This window comes from Mesorhizobium sp. B2-4-14 (assembly GCF_006442155.1).
In the GTDB taxonomy this organism is placed as follows: domain Bacteria; phylum Pseudomonadota; class Alphaproteobacteria; order Rhizobiales; family Rhizobiaceae; genus Mesorhizobium.
On the sequence record NZ_VFVA01000003.1, the window covers coordinates 239,966 to 255,837 of the forward strand.

At 62.3% G+C, this 15,872-nt stretch carries 17 protein-coding genes; 12 read left to right on the plus strand and 5 right to left on the minus strand.

The annotated features are described in order from the left end of the window. Positions 1-164: 164 nt before the first annotated feature. On the plus strand, positions 165-578 hold the full coding sequence (locus FJ938_RS04360; RefSeq protein ID WP_140691432.1) for a tellurite resistance TerB family protein: 414 nt from the start codon (positions 165-167) through the stop codon (positions 576-578). 41 nt (positions 579-619) lie between these two features. Here the strand turns inward: FJ938_RS04360 and FJ938_RS04365 are convergent, their stop codons facing one another. After that, a complete protein-coding gene (locus FJ938_RS04365; RefSeq protein ID WP_140691589.1) occupies positions 620-1,444 on the minus strand; it encodes a transporter substrate-binding domain-containing protein in 825 nt (274 codons plus the stop codon). Positions 1,445-1,738: 294 nt separating this feature from the next. Here FJ938_RS04365 and FJ938_RS04370 point away from each other — a divergent pair, with 294 nt between their 5' ends. From FJ938_RS04370 to FJ938_RS04380, 3 genes are all read left to right on the plus strand, one after another. Beyond that, the gene (locus FJ938_RS04370; protein WP_140607680.1) at positions 1,739-2,470 is read left to right on the plus strand and encodes a LuxR family transcriptional regulator; all 732 of its coding nucleotides are present in this window, start codon (positions 1,739-1,741) and stop codon (positions 2,468-2,470) included. Positions 2,471-2,587: 117 nt separating this feature from the next. Next, positions 2,588-3,226 carry an acyl-homoserine-lactone synthase gene (locus tag FJ938_RS04375; RefSeq protein ID WP_140691435.1) on the plus strand — a complete coding sequence of 213 codons (639 nt, stop codon included), beginning with the start codon at positions 2,588-2,590 and terminating at the stop codon, positions 3,224-3,226. Then, positions 3,223-3,987 carry an enoyl-CoA hydratase-related protein gene (locus tag FJ938_RS04380; protein ID WP_246673176.1) on the plus strand — a complete coding sequence of 255 codons (765 nt, stop codon included), beginning with the start codon at positions 3,223-3,225 and terminating at the stop codon, positions 3,985-3,987. The genes FJ938_RS04375 and FJ938_RS04380 overlap by 4 nt, the downstream gene beginning before the upstream one ends. Positions 3,988-4,043: 56 nt before the next feature. On the opposite strand, the gene ppk2 is transcribed toward FJ938_RS04380, so the two are convergent. Next, entirely contained in the window at positions 4,044-4,952 is a 909-nt protein-coding gene (ppk2, locus tag FJ938_RS04385) for a polyphosphate kinase 2 (protein ID WP_140691438.1), read from the minus strand. Between ppk2 and FJ938_RS04390 the strand changes: the two genes are divergently transcribed. The 4 genes from FJ938_RS04390 to FJ938_RS04405 all read left to right on the plus strand — a co-directional run bounded on the left by FJ938_RS04390 (position 4,939) and on the right by FJ938_RS04405 (position 8,383). Beyond that, on the plus strand, positions 4,939-5,178 hold the full coding sequence (locus FJ938_RS04390) for a hypothetical protein (RefSeq protein ID WP_140607677.1): 240 nt from the start codon (positions 4,939-4,941) through the stop codon (positions 5,176-5,178). The genes ppk2 and FJ938_RS04390 overlap by 14 nt on opposite strands. After that, a complete protein-coding gene (locus FJ938_RS04395) occupies positions 5,175-6,440 on the plus strand; it encodes an ATP-binding protein (protein ID WP_140607676.1) in 1,266 nt (421 codons plus the stop codon). The genes FJ938_RS04390 and FJ938_RS04395 overlap by 4 nt, the downstream gene beginning before the upstream one ends. Positions 6,441-6,553: 113 nt before the next feature. Beyond that, entirely contained in the window at positions 6,554-7,279 is a 726-nt protein-coding gene (phoU, locus tag FJ938_RS04400; protein ID WP_140691441.1) for a phosphate signaling complex protein PhoU, read from the plus strand. A gap of 96 nt (positions 7,280-7,375) precedes the next feature. Further along, the gene (locus FJ938_RS04405) at positions 7,376-8,383 is read left to right on the plus strand and encodes a magnesium and cobalt transport protein CorA (protein WP_140691444.1); all 1,008 of its coding nucleotides are present in this window, start codon (positions 7,376-7,378) and stop codon (positions 8,381-8,383) included. A gap of 118 nt (positions 8,384-8,501) precedes the next feature. Here FJ938_RS04405 and FJ938_RS04410 read toward each other — a convergent pair whose 3' ends face one another. Further along, positions 8,502-9,020: a GcrA family cell cycle regulator gene (locus FJ938_RS04410; RefSeq protein ID WP_140607673.1), complete on the minus strand. Its 519-nt coding sequence runs from the start codon at positions 9,018-9,020 to the stop codon at positions 8,502-8,504. A 357-nt stretch (positions 9,021-9,377) separates the two neighbouring features. On the opposite strand from FJ938_RS04410, the gene FJ938_RS04415 reads away from it, so the two are divergent. From FJ938_RS04415 to FJ938_RS04425, 3 genes are all read left to right on the plus strand, one after another. Beyond that, positions 9,378-10,577: an aspartate aminotransferase family protein gene (locus FJ938_RS04415; RefSeq protein WP_140691447.1), complete on the plus strand. Its 1,200-nt coding sequence runs from the start codon at positions 9,378-9,380 to the stop codon at positions 10,575-10,577. A gap of 17 nt (positions 10,578-10,594) precedes the next feature. Next, complete coding sequence (argF, locus tag FJ938_RS04420) at positions 10,595-11,506, plus strand: ornithine carbamoyltransferase (protein WP_140691450.1); 912 nt, start codon at positions 10,595-10,597, stop codon at positions 11,504-11,506. A 141-nt stretch (positions 11,507-11,647) separates the two neighbouring features. Further along, on the plus strand, positions 11,648-12,682 hold the full coding sequence (locus FJ938_RS04425; protein ID WP_140691453.1) for an Hsp33 family molecular chaperone: 1,035 nt from the start codon (positions 11,648-11,650) through the stop codon (positions 12,680-12,682). A 192-nt stretch (positions 12,683-12,874) separates the two neighbouring features. Here the strand turns inward: FJ938_RS04425 and apaG are convergent, their stop codons facing one another. Further along, positions 12,875-13,267, minus strand: a complete 393-nt coding sequence (gene apaG, locus FJ938_RS04430; protein ID WP_140607669.1) for a Co2+/Mg2+ efflux protein ApaG — start codon at positions 13,265-13,267, stop codon at positions 12,875-12,877. 219 nt (positions 13,268-13,486) lie between these two features. Here apaG and FJ938_RS04435 point away from each other — a divergent pair, with 219 nt between their 5' ends. Further along, positions 13,487-14,638, plus strand: a complete 1,152-nt coding sequence (locus FJ938_RS04435; RefSeq protein WP_140691455.1) for a ceramide glucosyltransferase — start codon at positions 13,487-13,489, stop codon at positions 14,636-14,638. 34 nt (positions 14,639-14,672) lie between these two features. Here FJ938_RS04435 and FJ938_RS04440 read toward each other — a convergent pair whose 3' ends face one another. Beyond that, a complete protein-coding gene (locus FJ938_RS04440; RefSeq protein WP_140691458.1) occupies positions 14,673-15,863 on the minus strand; it encodes an O-succinylhomoserine sulfhydrylase in 1,191 nt (396 codons plus the stop codon). Positions 15,864-15,872 lie beyond the last annotated feature (9 nt).

Consider the following 15,872-nt stretch of genomic DNA (forward strand, 5'->3'; position numbering starts at 1 on the left):
CCAGTTATTGCCGGCCCAGCAAATTCGAAGAAGACGGGCCGGAGCAAGGGGTTTTCAAACCGGTCTCTAGGCGCGCGTGGCCGGAGCGTCAACGATTGCGGCGCTTTTTCCTTGCGGCCTTTGGCCCCCTTTCCTACCTTCGGAGCCCGTTCAAGGAGCAAAGAATGCCATCGCCGACCCCGCATGAAGCCTTGATCTACCTGATGGTGATCACCTCGGCCTCGGATCGCGACATGACCGACGTCGAACTTGCCAGGATCGGCGATGTCGTCCGCTCATGGCCGGTGTTCCAGGATTTCCAGCAGGACCGGCTGGTTTCCGTTGCCCAGGCTTGTCAGAAATTGTTGCATGAAAAGGATGACCTGGAGGGCGTGCTGGCCCAAATTGCCGAGGCCCTGCCGGAGCGCCTTCGCGACACGGCTTACGCGGCTGCTTTCGAAGTCGCCGCCGTCGATCTCGAAATGCGCCTGGAAGAGGTGCGGGTGCTGCAGCTGATCCGCCGTGAGCTCGATCTCGATACGCTGACCGTCGCCGCAATCGCGCGGGCAGCCAAGGCAAGGCTGCGAACGCTCACCTGACGGCAAGCATCACGGATCAGAAGAAGCTGACCGGGACCGGATCAGAAAAAGCTGACCGGGAAATAGCGCAGGTAGAATTCGGCGAAGGTGCCTTTCATCGAAATCTCCTGCAGCGCGTAATCGAGCGCTGCCGCCAGCGCCGGATTGTCCACCCGGGTGGCGATGGACATCCCCGTGCCCAGATATTCGGGAGCCAGATAGGGGCCGCCGGCAAAGCGGCAGCAACCGGCTGCGTCCGAACCGCCCAGCCAGAAGGCGAAGCGCATGCCGTCGCCGAAGGCGGCGTCGATCTTGCCCGCCTTGAGATCGTTGTAGAGCTCTTCGGGCTTGTCGAACGGAACGATCTGAACGGTATCGAAATAGTCGCGCAGCATCCGTTCATGCGCCGAGCCTGCAAGCACGCCGACGCGTTTGCTGCGCAGCTTGGCGAAGACCGGTTCCGAGAGCGCCTTGGTCTTCGGCGTGATGAAGCGTGCCGGAAACTGCAGATAGGATCGCGAGAAGGCGTATTTGGATCGCGATTCCGGTGTTGCGGCAATGCCGGCTATGATCGCTTCGCCTTCGCCTTTCTCGAGCGCCCCTTCGAGCTCGCCCCAGGGCAATGCCTGGATCTGGCATTTGTCGACGATGTCAAGTTCCGCGCAGATGGCCCGGGCCAGATCAATGTGGAACCCGGACAGTTTTCCCGCGCCGTCGAGGAAATTGAAGGGTGGAAAATCCGTGGTCGTCAGGAACCGCAGCCGTGGCAGCGACGAAAGGTCAGGCTTGGGCAAACGTTCCTTGGCGTCCCACAACATCGGCACCTGCGGTTCCGCGGCGCGCGCGCCGATACTCCCGACGCCCAACGGCAACGCTGCGATCAGCATCGAAGCCAGGACCGGGAACCTCCATTGGAACGCCACGATAAAACTCCGCCGCACTCTTCTCGCGCCGGTTCTGGTACGAAAATCATGCAGGCACAATGGTTTTTGATTTCAATGCGCCGATTTCGGGATATGATTTGAAGCGTTTGCAAACAGCGGTGGCTGCCCTGGTGGGGGACCGGAGTCGAGAACCACAACCGTAAAGGAGCGCGTTGCAATCCGTGGTCGGTGGCAAAGTGCGGATAAGGCACGGACTATCGACATCAATGCATAAGGCAACATGGGGTTGATGTTGCGATGGGTCAGTTCGATCGTACGCTGGAATACATAGACCAGCTGCAGCACGCCGGAACGGCGGCTGCGGTCTGCGAAAAGCTTTTGGGAATAACCTCGGACTACGGCCTGACAGCGCTGATGGCTGGCACAGTTCCGCAGCCGGGCACGCCGACAGGCCAGCAAAAGCAGCATGTGCTGCTTTGCGACTGGCCCGTCGAATGGCTGGAGCGCTACGTCGCGCGCAACTATGTCGATCACGATCCCGTGGTCAGCCACATGAAGCAGTTGCAGGCGCCGTTCCAGTGGCGGGAAGCGGCCCAGGACATCCGCATCGACAAGAGCAGCGGCGAAGTGATGGGCGATGCCGGAGCTTTCAAGCTGCGCGATGGGCTGGCCTTCCCGCTGATTACGCTTGATGGCCAGATCGTCATGGTATCGCTGGGCGGCGAGGCCGTGGAACTGTCGGCGGCACAGTTCGGCCTGGTGTCGCTGGTCTCGACCTATGCCGTTGGCCGCGCCATGCAACTCCACACCATGGCCGGCAAGACCATCGACCATATCGAATTGACACCGCGCGAGCGCGAATGCCTGCAATGGGCCGCCGTCGGCAAGTCCGAGTGGGAGATTTCGCAAATCCTCGGCATCTCCGAACACACCTCGGAGAAACATCTTCTTAACGCCAAAAGCAAACTCGGTGCCGTCAATAGAGTTCAAGCTGTCGCCGAAGCGATAAGACGCGGCTACATTAGCTAGATCGGCCGTGCCGACCTAGAACTTCCCGCCTACGTGATCGAACTTCCGCCTACGTGATCACGCAATTTTCTCATTGAAGCACGGCCGTATCATCCTTCTGAACACAGGAGACGGCAGATGCTTTTTTGTCTTACAACCCACGAATTGATGGAACGTCCTGACCTTTGGGAGGCCGTCCATCGCCTGCGCTACAAGATCTTTGTCGAGGAGATGGGATGGGAGGACCTGCGGCGCCCGGACGGATTCGAGGTCGACCAATTCGATCATGACGAGGCAGTGCATCAGATCGTCATCAGAGGCAACGAAGTCGCGGGCTATCAGCGGATGTTGCCGACCACGCGGGCGCATCTGCTGACCTCGGTTCTAACAGATCTTTCCGAAGGAACGCCGCCATCGGGTCCCAACATCTGGGAGTTGACCCGTTATGCGGTGGCTCCCGGATTCCGCGATGGCCGTCGCGGCGTATCGACCGTCGGCACCGAATTGATAGCCGGATTCGTCGAATGGGGGCTGAAGCGCGGCATTGACAAGGTGATCATCGAGTTCGAGCCGATGTGGGTCCTGCGCGCGTTGCAACTGCATTTCCTGGCGACGCCGCTGGGCTATCAGCGCACCTATGGCAATCAGCAGGTCGTGGCGACGCTGCTCACCTTCAATGAGCACACGCTGAATGTGGTGCGCTCGCGCCGCAACCACCATGCCCCGGTTCTTGCCAGGGGATATCCTGACATGTTCGGGCAAAGGAGGGCGTCATGAGATCGGAAACGGCCATGGACCTGCACCCGCAACCTGAACTGCGCAACCACACGCTGATCGTCACCGTGTCGTCGAATGACGGTCGGCCCGTGCTCGACAGAAGGGCCTATGAAAGCCTTGCCAGGACGTTCCACGAAGCCGTCGACAATGACGAGGTGCGTGTCGTCGTGCTGCGAGGCCTCGCAGGCTGCTTCTGTCTCGGCGGCGACTTTTCCGAATTTCTCGATGCTACCAAGCATCAGCAGCTGATCGCCGCCGTCACCGACATGTTCCGCACGCTGGCGACGTTTCCCAAGCCCATCCTGGCCTGCGTCGATGGCGATGCCGTCGGCGTCGGCTGCACCATCCTGTTCCATTGCGACATGGTGATCGCCTCGGGCCAAAGCACGTTCCGCGTGCCGTTCGTCGATTTCGGCCTTGTGCCGGACGCGGCGACCAGCATCCTGGCGCCACAGAAGCTCGGCTATGCCGGCGCCTTCCGCTTCTTCTGCCTCGGCGACACGCTTCATGCCGAGGACGCCAGGGCGCTTGGTCTCGTCGCCGAGATCGTGCCTGACAGCGTGGAGGAGGCGGCGCTTGGTCGGGCAAGGCAACTCGCCAAGAAGCCGGTTGCCGCCTTGCTGCAAACACGCGGCCTGCTCAAGGGCAACACCAACGCGCTGTGCGATCGCATCGACCAGGAGATATCGCTGTTCCAGCAGGCGCTGCAGGATGACGCCACGCTGCGGCGCCTGCAGCGCATTGCACGGCTCGCGGCCTGATCGATCGCACCCGGAAATTGCGCCGCGCAGACAAATATCCGCGCGGCGCGGAAGCGTCAGTCCTGTTTTCCAAGGAATGACGGTCCTTCACCGATGATCTTCTTGTCTTCCTTGCCGACGACATCGAGATCACGCCCTTCATAGGGCAGCGACAGAAGGATGCGCCGCATTACCGCCAGCCGCGCGCGGCGCTTGTCGTTGGCGCGCACGATGATCCATGGCGCGAATTCCTTGTGGGTCCGCTCGAACATGGTGTCGCGCGCCTTGGTGTAGTCGTCCCATTTGGTGATGCCGGCAATGTCGATCGGCGAGAACTTCCAGTTCTTCAACGGACTATAGCGGCGATCGTGAAAACGCTCGAGCTGCGTTTCCTGACCGATATTCAGCCAGAATTTGAGGAAGTGGATATCGTCATTGACGATCATCCGTTCGAAATGCGGTGTCTCGTCGAGAAATTTCTCGTGTTGTTCGGGCGTGCAGAAACCCATAACCGGCTCGACGCCGGCGCGGTTGTACCAGGAACGGTCGAAGGTGACGAATTCGCCCGATGTCGGGAAGTGGTCGACATAACGCTGGTAGTACCATTGCCCCAGCTCGGTCGGGGTTGGCTTGGTCAGCGCCACATTGCGCGCCGTGCGCGGGTTGAGGTATTGGCGCACCACGAAGATGGTGCCGCCCTTGCCGGCAGCGTCACGGCCCTCGAACAGCGCCATCACCCGCTTGCCGGTCGCCTGCAGCCATGCCTGCGCCTTGACCAGTTCGATCTGCAAGTTCTCAAGCGTCTGATCGTACTCCTCGCTTTTCATCTTCTTGTCGTAGGGATAGCCGCCCGCGGTCAGCTTGTTGTCCTCAACCCAGTCCGGAAGCTCGGGATTCTCGATATCGAACTCCCGCTCCTCGCCCCCGATCCTGATTTTCAGCGGACCTGAAGTCGGCGCGGCGGAATCTTCCTTGGCTTTTTTCATCGAGACGAACCCTTTTAACCATCCGGACTCATGCTATTGGGAGCCACCACAGCGCCGTGCATCCCGTTTGGACGCGCAAAAAAACGCTGTAGCACTTTTGATTTTGCACATGATCCTCTCCGAAAATCGATTCCCGATTTTCGGGATCATGCGCGGGAGCGGTCCGGCGGAAGTTTCCGCCACCGCCCGGTGGGAAGGCATGGGGCGCAGGCGTGCGAGCGAATGACTGAGCTGGACGCGGAGCAGAAAGGTGTGATGCGAACCATGGCGATCCGGCTGTGGAACGGCCGCTGGCTGTTTGCGGCCGGTGTCGTCGCGGTTCTGATCGCCTTTGCCTTCGCCGGTCTTTCCGCCTACGTGCTGGTGCCGGCGCTGCTGCTGTTGCTCGCGGCCGCGATCCTGCCGGCCGCAGGCATGCGCCAGTCCGACGACAATGCCGCTGCAATCGAGGCGATCGGCCTGCAGCGCCTGTCAGGCGAATATCTGGCGGCGGCCGTCGCCGACCCGCTGATCATCTTCGACCGTGCCGCCACCATCGTCCACGCCAATGCCGCTGCCTTTGCCGCGTTTGGCGGCATCGCGCCGGGCCTGTCGCTGCCGCTGAAATTCCGGGCGCCGGAAATGCAGGCCCTGCTCGATAGCGTGCTGTCGGGCACGATCGCCTCGGATGTCGTCGACTATACCGAGAAGCTGCCGGTCGAGCGGGCTTACCGGGTCAGCGCGTCCTCGGTCGGGCATGGCACCGACCTCTATGTGCTGGTGTTCAAGGATCAGAGCGAGGCGCGACGCATCGATCGCATGCGCGCCGACTTCATCGCCAATGCCAGCCATGAATTGCGCACCCCGCTCGCCTCGATCGCTGGCTTCATCGAAACGCTGCGCGGACCCGCCCGCAACGATCCGGCGGCGCGCGAGCAATTCCTGCAGATCATGCAGAACCAGACCGGGCGCATGGCGCGCCTGATCGACGACCTTCTGTCGCTGTCGCGGCTGGAGATGAAGCCCTATCTGAAGCCGGGGACCGAAGTCGACCTGCGCCAGACCGTCGACAGCGTCATCGATTCGCTTGGTCCGCTTGCCGGGGAAACCAGCGTCGCCATCGAGCGTGACTTCGCCGCAGGCCCCCTCAATGTGCCGGGTGATCGCGACGAGTTGTTCCAGGTCTTTGAAAACCTTCTGGAAAACGCCTGTAAATATGGCCAGTCGGGCGGCCGCGTGGTGGTGTCGATCGCGCACAGCGATGACGGTGCCGAGCCCGGCATCGACGTGACCATCAGGGATTTTGGCCCCGGCATTCCTGAGGAGCACATTCCGCGCATCACCGAGCGTTTCTATCGCATCGATGTCGAGACGAGCCGGACCCAGAAAGGCACGGGCCTCGGCTTGTCCATCGTCAAGCACATCCTGACGCGTCATAACGCCAGGCTGACGATCAAGTCCGAAGTCGGCAAAGGCGCTGCTTTCTCGGTCCATTTGCCGACGGCCTAAATCGCCCTAGTTTTCCACAAGAGCATTTCTTTTTTCTGTCATCCCGTTAGCGTATCAGCGGGGATTCGAGGAAACGACTCAAAATCAAGACACCGTGGGAAGGCATTTCGTCCATGCAGTCCGTGCACATAATGAGCGCCTATGACGAGGAGCTGAAATATCTTTCGAAGCGTATCGCGGCGATGGGCGGCCATGCCGAGCGCATGGTCGAGCAGGCGGTCGCCGCTCTGGTCAATGCCGATCCGGGATTGGCCCAGAAGGTGATCCGCGACGACGTTGTATTGGACGAAGGGCAACGCGAGATCGACGACAAGGCGATCGTCATCATCGCCAAACGCCAGCCTATGGCGACGGACCTGCGCGAGATCGTCGGCGCCATCCGCATTTCCGCCGATCTCGAGCGGGTCGGCGACCTCGGCAAGAACGTCGCCAAGCGGGTCGTTGCCGTCACCGATGGCCGCCAGCCGAACAGCCTGTTCCGTGGCCTGGAGGCCCTGGCCAACCTGGCGCTGACCCAGCTCAAGGAAGTTCTCGACGTCTATGCCTCGCGCTCGGTCGACAAGATCGGCTTCGTGCGCGACCGTGACGACCAGATCGACGCCATGTACACGTCGCTGTTTCGTGAATTGCTCACCTACATGATGGAAGATCCGCGCAACATCACGCCCTGCACGCATCTCCTGTTCTGCGCCAAGAACATCGAGCGCATTGGCGACCACGCCACCAACATCGCCGAGACCATCTACTACATCGTGACCGGCGATCAGATGCCGGCCGAACGGCCCAAGGGCGACAAGACGGACAAGATCAGCCTTTCCGCAACGCAGCCGGTGAAGTGACCGCTCTTCCTCTCGAACGCTTGATCATATTGCGCTAAACTATCCCAAGGTAAGCCTGTTGGTTCCCAATGGAGGCAACGCTTTCGGGAGGCTGTGATGGAATATGTCCGGGCGTTCAAGCCCGCGCCGCCGACGTCGGGCATCATCGCCTGCAGTGTCTATACCGCTGGGCGCCGTATCGCGGACATCCCGATCGAGGAAGCTGGCGAATGGGCCAGGAAATCCGGACACGTCGTCTGGATCGGGCTGCTCGAACCCGATCGCGACCTCCTGCTGCGCGTCAAGGCGCAATTCCATCTGCATGAGCTAGCGATCGAAGATGCCGAGCATCCACACCAGCGGCCGAAGCTTGAGCAATATGGCGACGCGCTGTTCATCGTCGCCCGCACGGCGCAGTTGATCGACGGACGGGTTACCTTCGGCGAAACGCATCTCTTTGTCGGCTCAGGCTACATTGTCAGCGTCAGGCATGGCCCGTCGACGTCCTATGCCGCCGTGCGTCAGCATTGGGAAAGCTGCCCGCACTCGCTGGCCAAGGGTGAGGATTTCGTCCTCTACGCCATACTCGATTTCATCGTCGACAATTACATGCCCGTACTCGAGCAGATCGAGGACGAGGTCGAGGCGATCGAGGACAAGGTTCTTTTGAAGCCGATGACAGGCCCTGACATCGAACGGCTCTACATGCTGCGCCGCGATCTCCTGCGCCTGCGCAATGCCGCGCTACCGCTGGTCGAGGTCTGCCGTCGGCTGACCAGCTCCGATCTGCCGCAGATCCATTCCGCCATGCACCCGCTGTTCCGCGACGTGACCGACCACATCCGCACCGTCCAGGAAAAGATCGACAGTTTGCGCGAGGTGTTGGCGTTCGCCTTTGAGGCCAGTCTTCTGGTGGGTCAGAGCCAGGAAACGGCGATCTCCAAGAAACTCGCCTCGTGGGCGGCCATCCTGGCCGTGCCGACCGCATTCGCCGGCATCTACGGCATGAACTTCACCGACATGCCGGAACTGAAGATGGAATATGGCTATCCCGTCGTGCTCACCGTCATCGCGCTGATCTGCGCGGTTCTCTACTGGCGGTTTCGCAAGAATGGGTGGCTGTGAAAGTAGGGCAGTAGGGCAGTAGGGCAGTAGGGCAGTAGGGCAGTAGGCTAAGACAAAGCCTCACGAGCGCAGTTCAAAAACATATTGCCCTACTGCCTTACTGCCCTATTCCCCTAATTTACCGACTGCGCCGCCGCTCCGCCGCCGGCTGGAACGCAACGCGGGCGTGGTATTTGCAGTAGGGACCGGTTTCGGCGGCCTCGTTGCCGCAGAAGTTGAAATCCTCCGAGAGCGGATCGCCATTCGGCCATTTGCAGGTGCGCTCGGTCAGCTCGACGAGTTGCAGATGCCGTGAGATCGGTATCACGACATTCTCGACCGGGCGGATATAGTGCCGCGCCACCGGTTCGGCGTCGAATTGCGTCTGAAGGGCAGTCGCGCCGATCGATGTCGTGACATGGCGAGCCGCGGTCGCGGCGCGCGCCACTGATTTCTGGATGGTCGAGCCTTGCGTCGCCTTCTTCTGGCGTGCCGGCGTCGCCGTTGCGCGGCCGCGGCCCGACAGCTTCAGCCGATGCACCTTGCCGATGACCGCATTGCGGCTGACCCCTCCAAGCTGCGCAGCAATCTGGCTTGCGCTCAGACCCTCCGACCACAGTTTTCTGAGAAGTTCGACCCGCTCGTCAGTCCAGTTCATGAGACCGCGCTCCTGCTAAGCGTGCGGCATTCAGAATCCATTCCCGACCCAGCACCACTGCTGGGGCAGACACCACATATATCTGGTGATTAGGTCCGCCGCACGAAATCTAGTTATTTCTCGACTACAATTACCTTATGCGCTGACTCGGTGACAAGAGTCCCAAGTGCAACACGAATCGGTTTTTTCGGTTTTCCCCAACTTGCCCGGTCGCTTATGAGCCGGCATCTCGTCAGGGGGCTTGCCGCGTGCCACTACGCGACGTTTTCGTTGACTTCATGGCCGAAAAACCCGATAAGCCGCAAAGGCCGCCGCTTTGGCGGCTTTTTTGATTTTCCGGTACCGGAGACGCATATAATGAGCGGTTCGGCGCTTTTCGAGACCTTTTCTCGCGCACCCCTGGCTTTCGATCACGGGGAAGGCACCTGGTTGGTTACGGACAAGGGCGAGCGATATCTCGATTTCGCCGGCGGCATCGCGGTCAATTCGCTGGGCCACGGCCACCCGCGTCTGGTCGCAGCCCTCACCGAGCAGGCGGCAAAACTCTGGCACGTCTCCAATCTTTATGAGATTCCGGAGCAGAGCCGTCTTGGCGAGCGGCTGGCCGATGCCACCTTCGCCGACAAGGTGTTCTTCACCAATTCCGGCGCCGAGGCGCTGGAATGCGCCATCAAGACGGCGCGGCGCTACCACTTCGTCAAGGGCCATCCCGAGCGCTTCCGCATCATCACCTTCGAAGGCGCCTTCCATGGCCGCACGCTGGCGACCATCGCGGCAGGCGGCCAATACAAATATCTCGAAGGGTTCGGACCCAAGGTCGAAGGCTTCGACCAGGTCGGCTTCGACGACATCGATGCCGCCGAAAAGGCGATTACGCCGGAGACCGCCGCGATCCTGATCGAGCCGGTGCAGGGCGAGGGCGGCATCCGCCCGGTGCCGGTGCAATCACTGAAGCGGCTGCGTCAGCTTTGCGACCAGCACGGGCTGCTGTTGATCTATGATGAGGTTCAGTGCGGCATTGGCCGCACCGGAAAACTGTTCGCGCATGAATGGTCAGGCGTCACCCCCGATATCATGGCGATCGCCAAGGGCATTGGCGGCGGCTTCCCGATGGGTGCCTGCCTTGCCACCGACGAGGCGGTTGTCGGCATGACCGCTGGCGTGCACGGCACGACCTTCGGTGGCAACCCGCTGGCCATGGCGGTCGGCAACGCCGTGCTCGACGTCGTGCTGGAAGACGGCTTCCTCGAGGACGTCCAGCGCAAGGCGCTGCTGATGAAGCAGGGACTTGCCGCGGTCGCCGACGAGTTTCCCGAAGTCATCGAAGGCATTAGGGGCACCGGCCTGATGCTCGGCATCAAATGCGCCATGCCCAACACCAAGGTCAACATGGCGCTGCGCGACCAGCATTTGCTGGCGGTTCCGGCCGGCGACAACGTCATCCGCCTGCTGCCGCCGCTTACCGTCACAGACGCCGAGATCCACGACGCGCTCAACCGCATCCGCGCTGGTGCCAAAGGCCTGGCGGATGCCATTGCCGTGGCCGCCGCGAAGTAATCCCGGAACCATTGCTGATGTCAGTTCGCCACTTCACCGACCTTTCCGCCGTTTCCGAAGGCGACCTGCGCTTCATGTTGACGGATGCGGTGGCGCGCAAGGCGCGCCTCAAGGCGGGCGATCGGTCGAAGCCGCTCGAAGGCAAGGTGCTGGCCATGATCTTCGACAAGCCGTCGACGCGCACGCGCGTCTCCTTCGATGTCGGCATGCGCCAGCTTGGCGGCGAGACGATCATGCTGACCGGCACCGAGATGCAGCTCGGCCGTTCCGAGACCATCGCCGACACCGCCAAGGTGCTGTCGCGCTATGTCGATGCCATCATGATCCGCACCACCTCGCATGAGCGGCTGCTGGAGTTGACCGAGAATGCCACTGTTCCGGTGATCAACGGCCTGACCGACGACACCCATCCTTGCCAGCTGATGGCCGATATCATGACCTTCGAGGAGCATCGCGGTCCGGTTGCCGGCAAGACCATCGCCTGGACCGGCGACGGCAACAATGTGCTGCATTCGCTGCTCGAAGCGTCGGCGCGTTTCCGCTTCAATCTGAATATCGCAGTGCCCGAGGGCAGCGATCCGTTCGAAAGATATGTCGACTGGTCAAAGGCCAATGGCGGCAGGATCAGCTTCGCCCGCTCGGCCGAAGAAGCCGTCGACCAGGCGGATTGCGTGGTCACCGACAGCTGGGTGTCGATGGGCCAGGAGCATCGTGCACGCGGCCACAACGTCTTCCTGCCCTATCAGGTCAATGCGGCGCTGATGGCCAAGGCAAAGCCGGACGCCCTGTTCATGCATTGCCTGCCGGCGCATCGCGGCGAGGAAGTTACCGACGAGGTCATGGACGGGCCGCATTCGGTGGTCTTCGACGAGGCCGAGAACCGGCTTCATGCCCAGAAGGCCGTGCTCGCCTGGTGTCTTGGTGCTTGAAGTGTCTTGGTGCTCGAAGTGTCTGGACGTTTGAAGTGTCATGGCGCTGGTCTGGGCGCTTGATCCGCGGGGGCGCGATCCCTATCTGCGCCGCATCACGCAAATCAAGCGCGTTTGGACGCATGTGCCCACCGGGGCCGCATGGCCGCGCCCTGGAGCTTTGTCATGTTGGAAACCCATCAAGTGACTGAACATCACCCCAAACTCGGCGAGTTCGGCTACGCTGGCGACGACCATGTCGTGCCTTTCGAGGTCGGTCCGCTCGACGTACGCGGCCGCACGGTGCAACTCGGGCCGATGCTCGACGCCATCCTCGGCCGCCATGACTATCCCGAGCCGGTTGCCCGCCTGCTCGCGGAAGCCTGTGTGCTCACGGTGCTGCTCGGCACCTCGCTCAAATTCGAGGGCAAGTTCATCCTGCAGACCCGCACCGACGGGCCGGTCGACATGCTGGTGGCGGATTTTTCCACACCCTCGGCGCTGCGCGCCTACGCGCGCTTCGATGCGGATCGGCTCGAGGCACTGGTCGCGGCAGGCGAGACGTCCCAGCAGACGCTGCTTGGCAGCGGCGTGCTGGCGCTGACCATCGACCAAGGCGCCCATACGCAACGCTATCAGGGCATCGTCCAGCTCGACGGCGAAACGCTGGAAGACGCGGCACGCACCTATTTCCGCCAGTCGGAACAGATTCCGACCGACATCAGGCTCTCCGTGGCCAAGCTGCTGACGCCCGGCGTCGGCGGCGCGCGCGAGCAGTGGCGTGCCGGCGGCATCCTGGCGCAGTTCCTGCCGCAGGCGTCCGAGCGCATGCGCGTCCCGGACCTGCATGGCGGCGATGGCGATCCGCGCGAGGAGATCCATGATCCCACGGACAATTCCTGGCAGGAATTGCTGGCGCTGCTCGGCACCATCGAACCGACGGAACTGATCGATCCCACGATCGGCGCCGAGCGGCTGCTTTACAGGCTGTTCCACGAGCACGGCGTGCGCGTCTTCGGCGGCGTCCCCGTCGCCGACCAGTGCTCATGCTCCAGGGACAAGATCCGCGGCATCCTCGAGGGCTTCTCCGCGCAGGAGATCAGGGACAGCACCGAGGACGGCGGCATCCATGTCGCCTGCGAATTCTGCTCGAAGCAATATGACTTCGACCCAGCGGAATTCGCGGCGGCGAAGTGAAATACCGGCCTTCTCCCCTTTCACGGGAAGAAGGTGCCGGCAGGCGGATGAGGGCAGCGCAACCTTCGGCAGTGATCGCGCGGATCCACTCAGCGCTTGTATGTTCTCACGAGCCGCCGCCCTCATTGCCCTGCCGGGGATTTCTCCCCGTATAGCGACGCCATCGCAGCGGACCTCGCCAATCGCCGAGGTCTAATTCACGGTCCGCTTTGTCCCCGGCAGGTCGAGCGAGAAGGCGGGGATGGCGATGTCGAACGTCTCGCCGCGTTTGTTGCGCATCGTGTAGTGCCCGACCATGATCCCTGACGGCGTCGAGAGCGGGCAGCCGGACGTGTATTGATAGCTGTCGCCGGGGTTGAGTTCGGGCTGGTCCCCGACAACGCCCGGCCCGCGCACCTCCTCGACCCGGCCCGCTCCGTCGGTGATGTGCCAATAGCGCGACAGAAGCTGCACGAACTCGTCCGACTGGTTGTCGATCGTTATCTGATAGCCCCAGACGTAGCGGTTCTCCGAAGGGTCCGAACGATCCTCGAGGTAGAACGGCCTGACCTGCACTTCGATGTTGCGCGTGACGGCGCGGTACATGAGCGGCTCCAAAACAATCCGGTACCTTTCGGCGCTCCCAGCGAGCAGGTCAACGTGCGCGTCTTGTCGCGCGTGACCCTGAAAGGCAGGTGGCGGCAAAGAATGTCATTTAAGTGACACATGACAATGGTGGTGTGCGCGCACGGGCGACTCGGCGCTCTGCCGACCTGTTGAAACGGCCGTCACGCGGGCCGTCCTTTCTGGAGTGACCAGATATCGATGGAACTCACTCTCATAGCCGCCTCGCTCTCGACCGCACTCATCCTTTCAAATGCCGCCAGCATTGCGCTTGCCACCTCACAGCTGAAACGGCGCACCACGATCGCACCGCCAGCCGGCAAATCGCTGCCGGTGTCAATTGTCGTACCATCGCGTGGCGTCGAGCCGTTCACGCACGAGACACTGGAGCGCGCCTTCTCGCTCGACTGGCCGCGCTATGAACTGATCTTCTGCGTCGCCCATGCCGACGATCCGGTGGTCACGCTGATCCGTGCCGCCATGGGGCGCTTTCCCAAAGTGCCAGCCCGCCTGTTGATCGGCGATGATCGGATCAGCGCCAATCCCAAGCTCAACAATTGCGTCAAGGGCTGGGAAGCGGCGCGCCACAACTGGGTCATTCTTGCCGATTCCAACGTGCTGATGCCGAGGGACTACATTCAGCACTTGATGGCGGCATGGCGGCCGGATACCGGCCTTGTCTGCTCGACGCCGATCGGTTCGCGGCCCGATGGCTTCTGGGCTGAGGTCGAATGCGCCTTTCTCAACACGCTGCAGGCGCGCTGGCAATATGCCGGCGAGGCGCTTGGGCTAGGCTTTGCCCAGGGCAAGAGCATGCTGTGGAACAAGCCCATGCTGGATGCCAATGGCGGCATTCGCGCGCTGGCCGCCGAGATCGCCGAGGACGCCGCCGCGACCAAGCTGGTGAACGGGCTTGGCCTGCGCGTCAATCTCGTTGCCGCGCCTTTCGAGCAGCCGCTCGGCCGGCGCACGCTTGGCGAGATCTGGTCGCGCCAGGCCCGCTGGGCTCGCCTGCGCCGCGTCACCTTCCCGCTGTTCTTCGCGCCTGAAATCCTGACTGGTGCCGTGGTGCCGCTGCTGCTTGCGCTGGCCGCGGCGGCAAGCGCCGGCTTCAGCCTGCCGCTCACGGCCATCGCCGTTTTGGCGGCCTTCTACCTTCCGGAATGTGCCCTGGCCTGGTCCAAGGGCTGGTACCTGTCATCGCGCATCGTCGCGGCGATCATGGTGCGCGACCTCATCCTGCCGGCGATGTGGGCACGTGGCTGGCTCGGCGGCGCCGTCGACTGGCGCGGCAATGCGATGACCATCGGCACCAAGGCGACCGAACTGGAGGAGACGCCGTCGAGCGCCTGATAGCCCCGTGCATGAAGCCCCGCGTAGGCAGGCCTTACTTGGCCGCCTGCAACGCCTGCGCGATGTCTTCCAGAAGGTCGTCGGTATCCTCAAGGCCGACCGACAGCCTGAGCGTACCTGGCCCGATGCCGAGTTCGGCGCGGGCCTCGTCCGTCAGGTTCTTGTGGGTGGTCGTCGCCGGATGCGTGATCAGGCTCTTGGCATCGCCGAGATTGTTCGAGATCAGCACGATGTCGAGCGCGTTCTGCAAGGCGAAAGCCGCCTGCTTGCCGCCCTTGACGTCGAGGCAGATCAGCGTCGAGCCGCCCGACATCTGCTTCTTGACGATATCCGCCTGCGGGTGGTCGGCGCGGCCGGGATAGATCACGCGGGCGATCTGCGGCTGCTCGGCGAGGAAGTCGGCGATCTTGCCGGCGCTTTCCGTCTGTTGGCGCACGCGCAGCGGCAGCGTCTCCAGGCCCTTCAGCAGCGTCCAGGCATTGAAGGGCGACAGGCTGGGGCCGGTATGGCGGAAATAGTCGTGCAGGTTCTTGTCGATCCACTCCTTGTCCGACAGGATCACGCCGCCCAGACAGCGGCCCTGGCCGTCGATGTGCTTGGTCGCCGAATAAACGACGATGTGGGCGCCGAGCTGCAGCGGCTTCTGCTGCAAGGGCGTGGCGAAGACATTGTCGACGACAAGCCGGGCGCCGATCGAATTGGCGAGCCCGGCGACAGCCGCGATGTCGACCACTTCCAGCGTCGGATTGGTCGGGCTTTCCAGGAAGAACAGCTTGGTGTTCGGCCTGACCGCCTTTTCCCAGTTGGCGATCTCGGTGCCGTCGACCAGCGTCGCCTCGATGCCGTAGCGCGGCGCCAGCGTCTCGACCACCCAGCGGCAGGAGCCGAACAGCGCGCGCGCCGCCACGATATGATCACCAGCCTTGACGCTGCACAGAAGCGCGGCCGTCACCGCCGCCATGCCGGATGCCGTGGCACGCGCATCCTCGGCGCCTTCCAGCGCGCACATGCGCTTCTCGAACATGTCGACGGTCGGATTGGCGTAGCGCGAATAGATGAAACCCGGTTCCTCGCCCTTGAAACGGGCTTCGGCGGCCTGTGCCGTCTCATAGACATAGCCCTGGGTCAGGTACATCGCCTCGGAGGTCTCGCCGAAGCCGGAACGCAGGGTCCCGCCATGCACGAGGGCTGTCTGAGGCTTCCAGTTGCGCTTCTTGGTGCTCATCGCTTTTGT

Bases quoted from the DNA above. Each gene is read 5' to 3' on its own strand.
- argF (WP_140691450.1), top strand. From the start codon at position 10,595: ATGTCAGTTCGCCACTTCACCGACCTTTCCGCCGTTTCCGAAGGCGAC.
- FJ938_RS04405 (WP_140691444.1), top strand. From the start codon at position 7,376: ATGGAATATGTCCGGGCGTTCAAGCCCGCGCCGCCGACGTCGGGCATC.
- apaG (WP_140607669.1), bottom strand. From the start codon at position 13,267: ATGTACCGCGCCGTCACGCGCAACATCGAAGTGCAGGTCAGGCCGTTC.
- FJ938_RS04425 (WP_140691453.1), top strand. From the start codon at position 11,648: ATGGCCGCGCCCTGGAGCTTTGTCATGTTGGAAACCCATCAAGTGACT.
- FJ938_RS04375 (WP_140691435.1), top strand. From the start codon at position 2,588: ATGCTTTTTTGTCTTACAACCCACGAATTGATGGAACGTCCTGACCTT.
- FJ938_RS04365 (WP_140691589.1), bottom strand. From the start codon at position 1,444: ATGCTGATCGCAGCGTTGCCGTTGGGCGTCGGGAGTATCGGCGCGCGC.
- FJ938_RS04370 (WP_140607680.1), top strand. From the start codon at position 1,739: ATGGGTCAGTTCGATCGTACGCTGGAATACATAGACCAGCTGCAGCAC.
- FJ938_RS04380 (WP_246673176.1), top strand. From the start codon at position 3,223: ATGAGATCGGAAACGGCCATGGACCTGCACCCGCAACCTGAACTGCGC.
- ppk2 (WP_140691438.1), bottom strand. From the start codon at position 4,952: ATGAAAAAAGCCAAGGAAGATTCCGCCGCGCCGACTTCAGGTCCGCTG.
- FJ938_RS04440 (WP_140691458.1), bottom strand. From the start codon at position 15,863: ATGAGCACCAAGAAGCGCAACTGGAAGCCTCAGACAGCCCTCGTGCAT.
- FJ938_RS04410 (WP_140607673.1), bottom strand. From the start codon at position 9,020: ATGAACTGGACTGACGAGCGGGTCGAACTTCTCAGAAAACTGTGGTCG.
- FJ938_RS04435 (WP_140691455.1), top strand. From the start codon at position 13,487: ATGGAACTCACTCTCATAGCCGCCTCGCTCTCGACCGCACTCATCCTT.
- phoU (WP_140691441.1), top strand. From the start codon at position 6,554: ATGCAGTCCGTGCACATAATGAGCGCCTATGACGAGGAGCTGAAATAT.
- FJ938_RS04415 (WP_140691447.1), top strand. From the start codon at position 9,378: ATGAGCGGTTCGGCGCTTTTCGAGACCTTTTCTCGCGCACCCCTGGCT.
- FJ938_RS04395 (WP_140607676.1), top strand. From the start codon at position 5,175: ATGACTGAGCTGGACGCGGAGCAGAAAGGTGTGATGCGAACCATGGCG.
- FJ938_RS04360 (WP_140691432.1), top strand. From the start codon at position 165: ATGCCATCGCCGACCCCGCATGAAGCCTTGATCTACCTGATGGTGATC.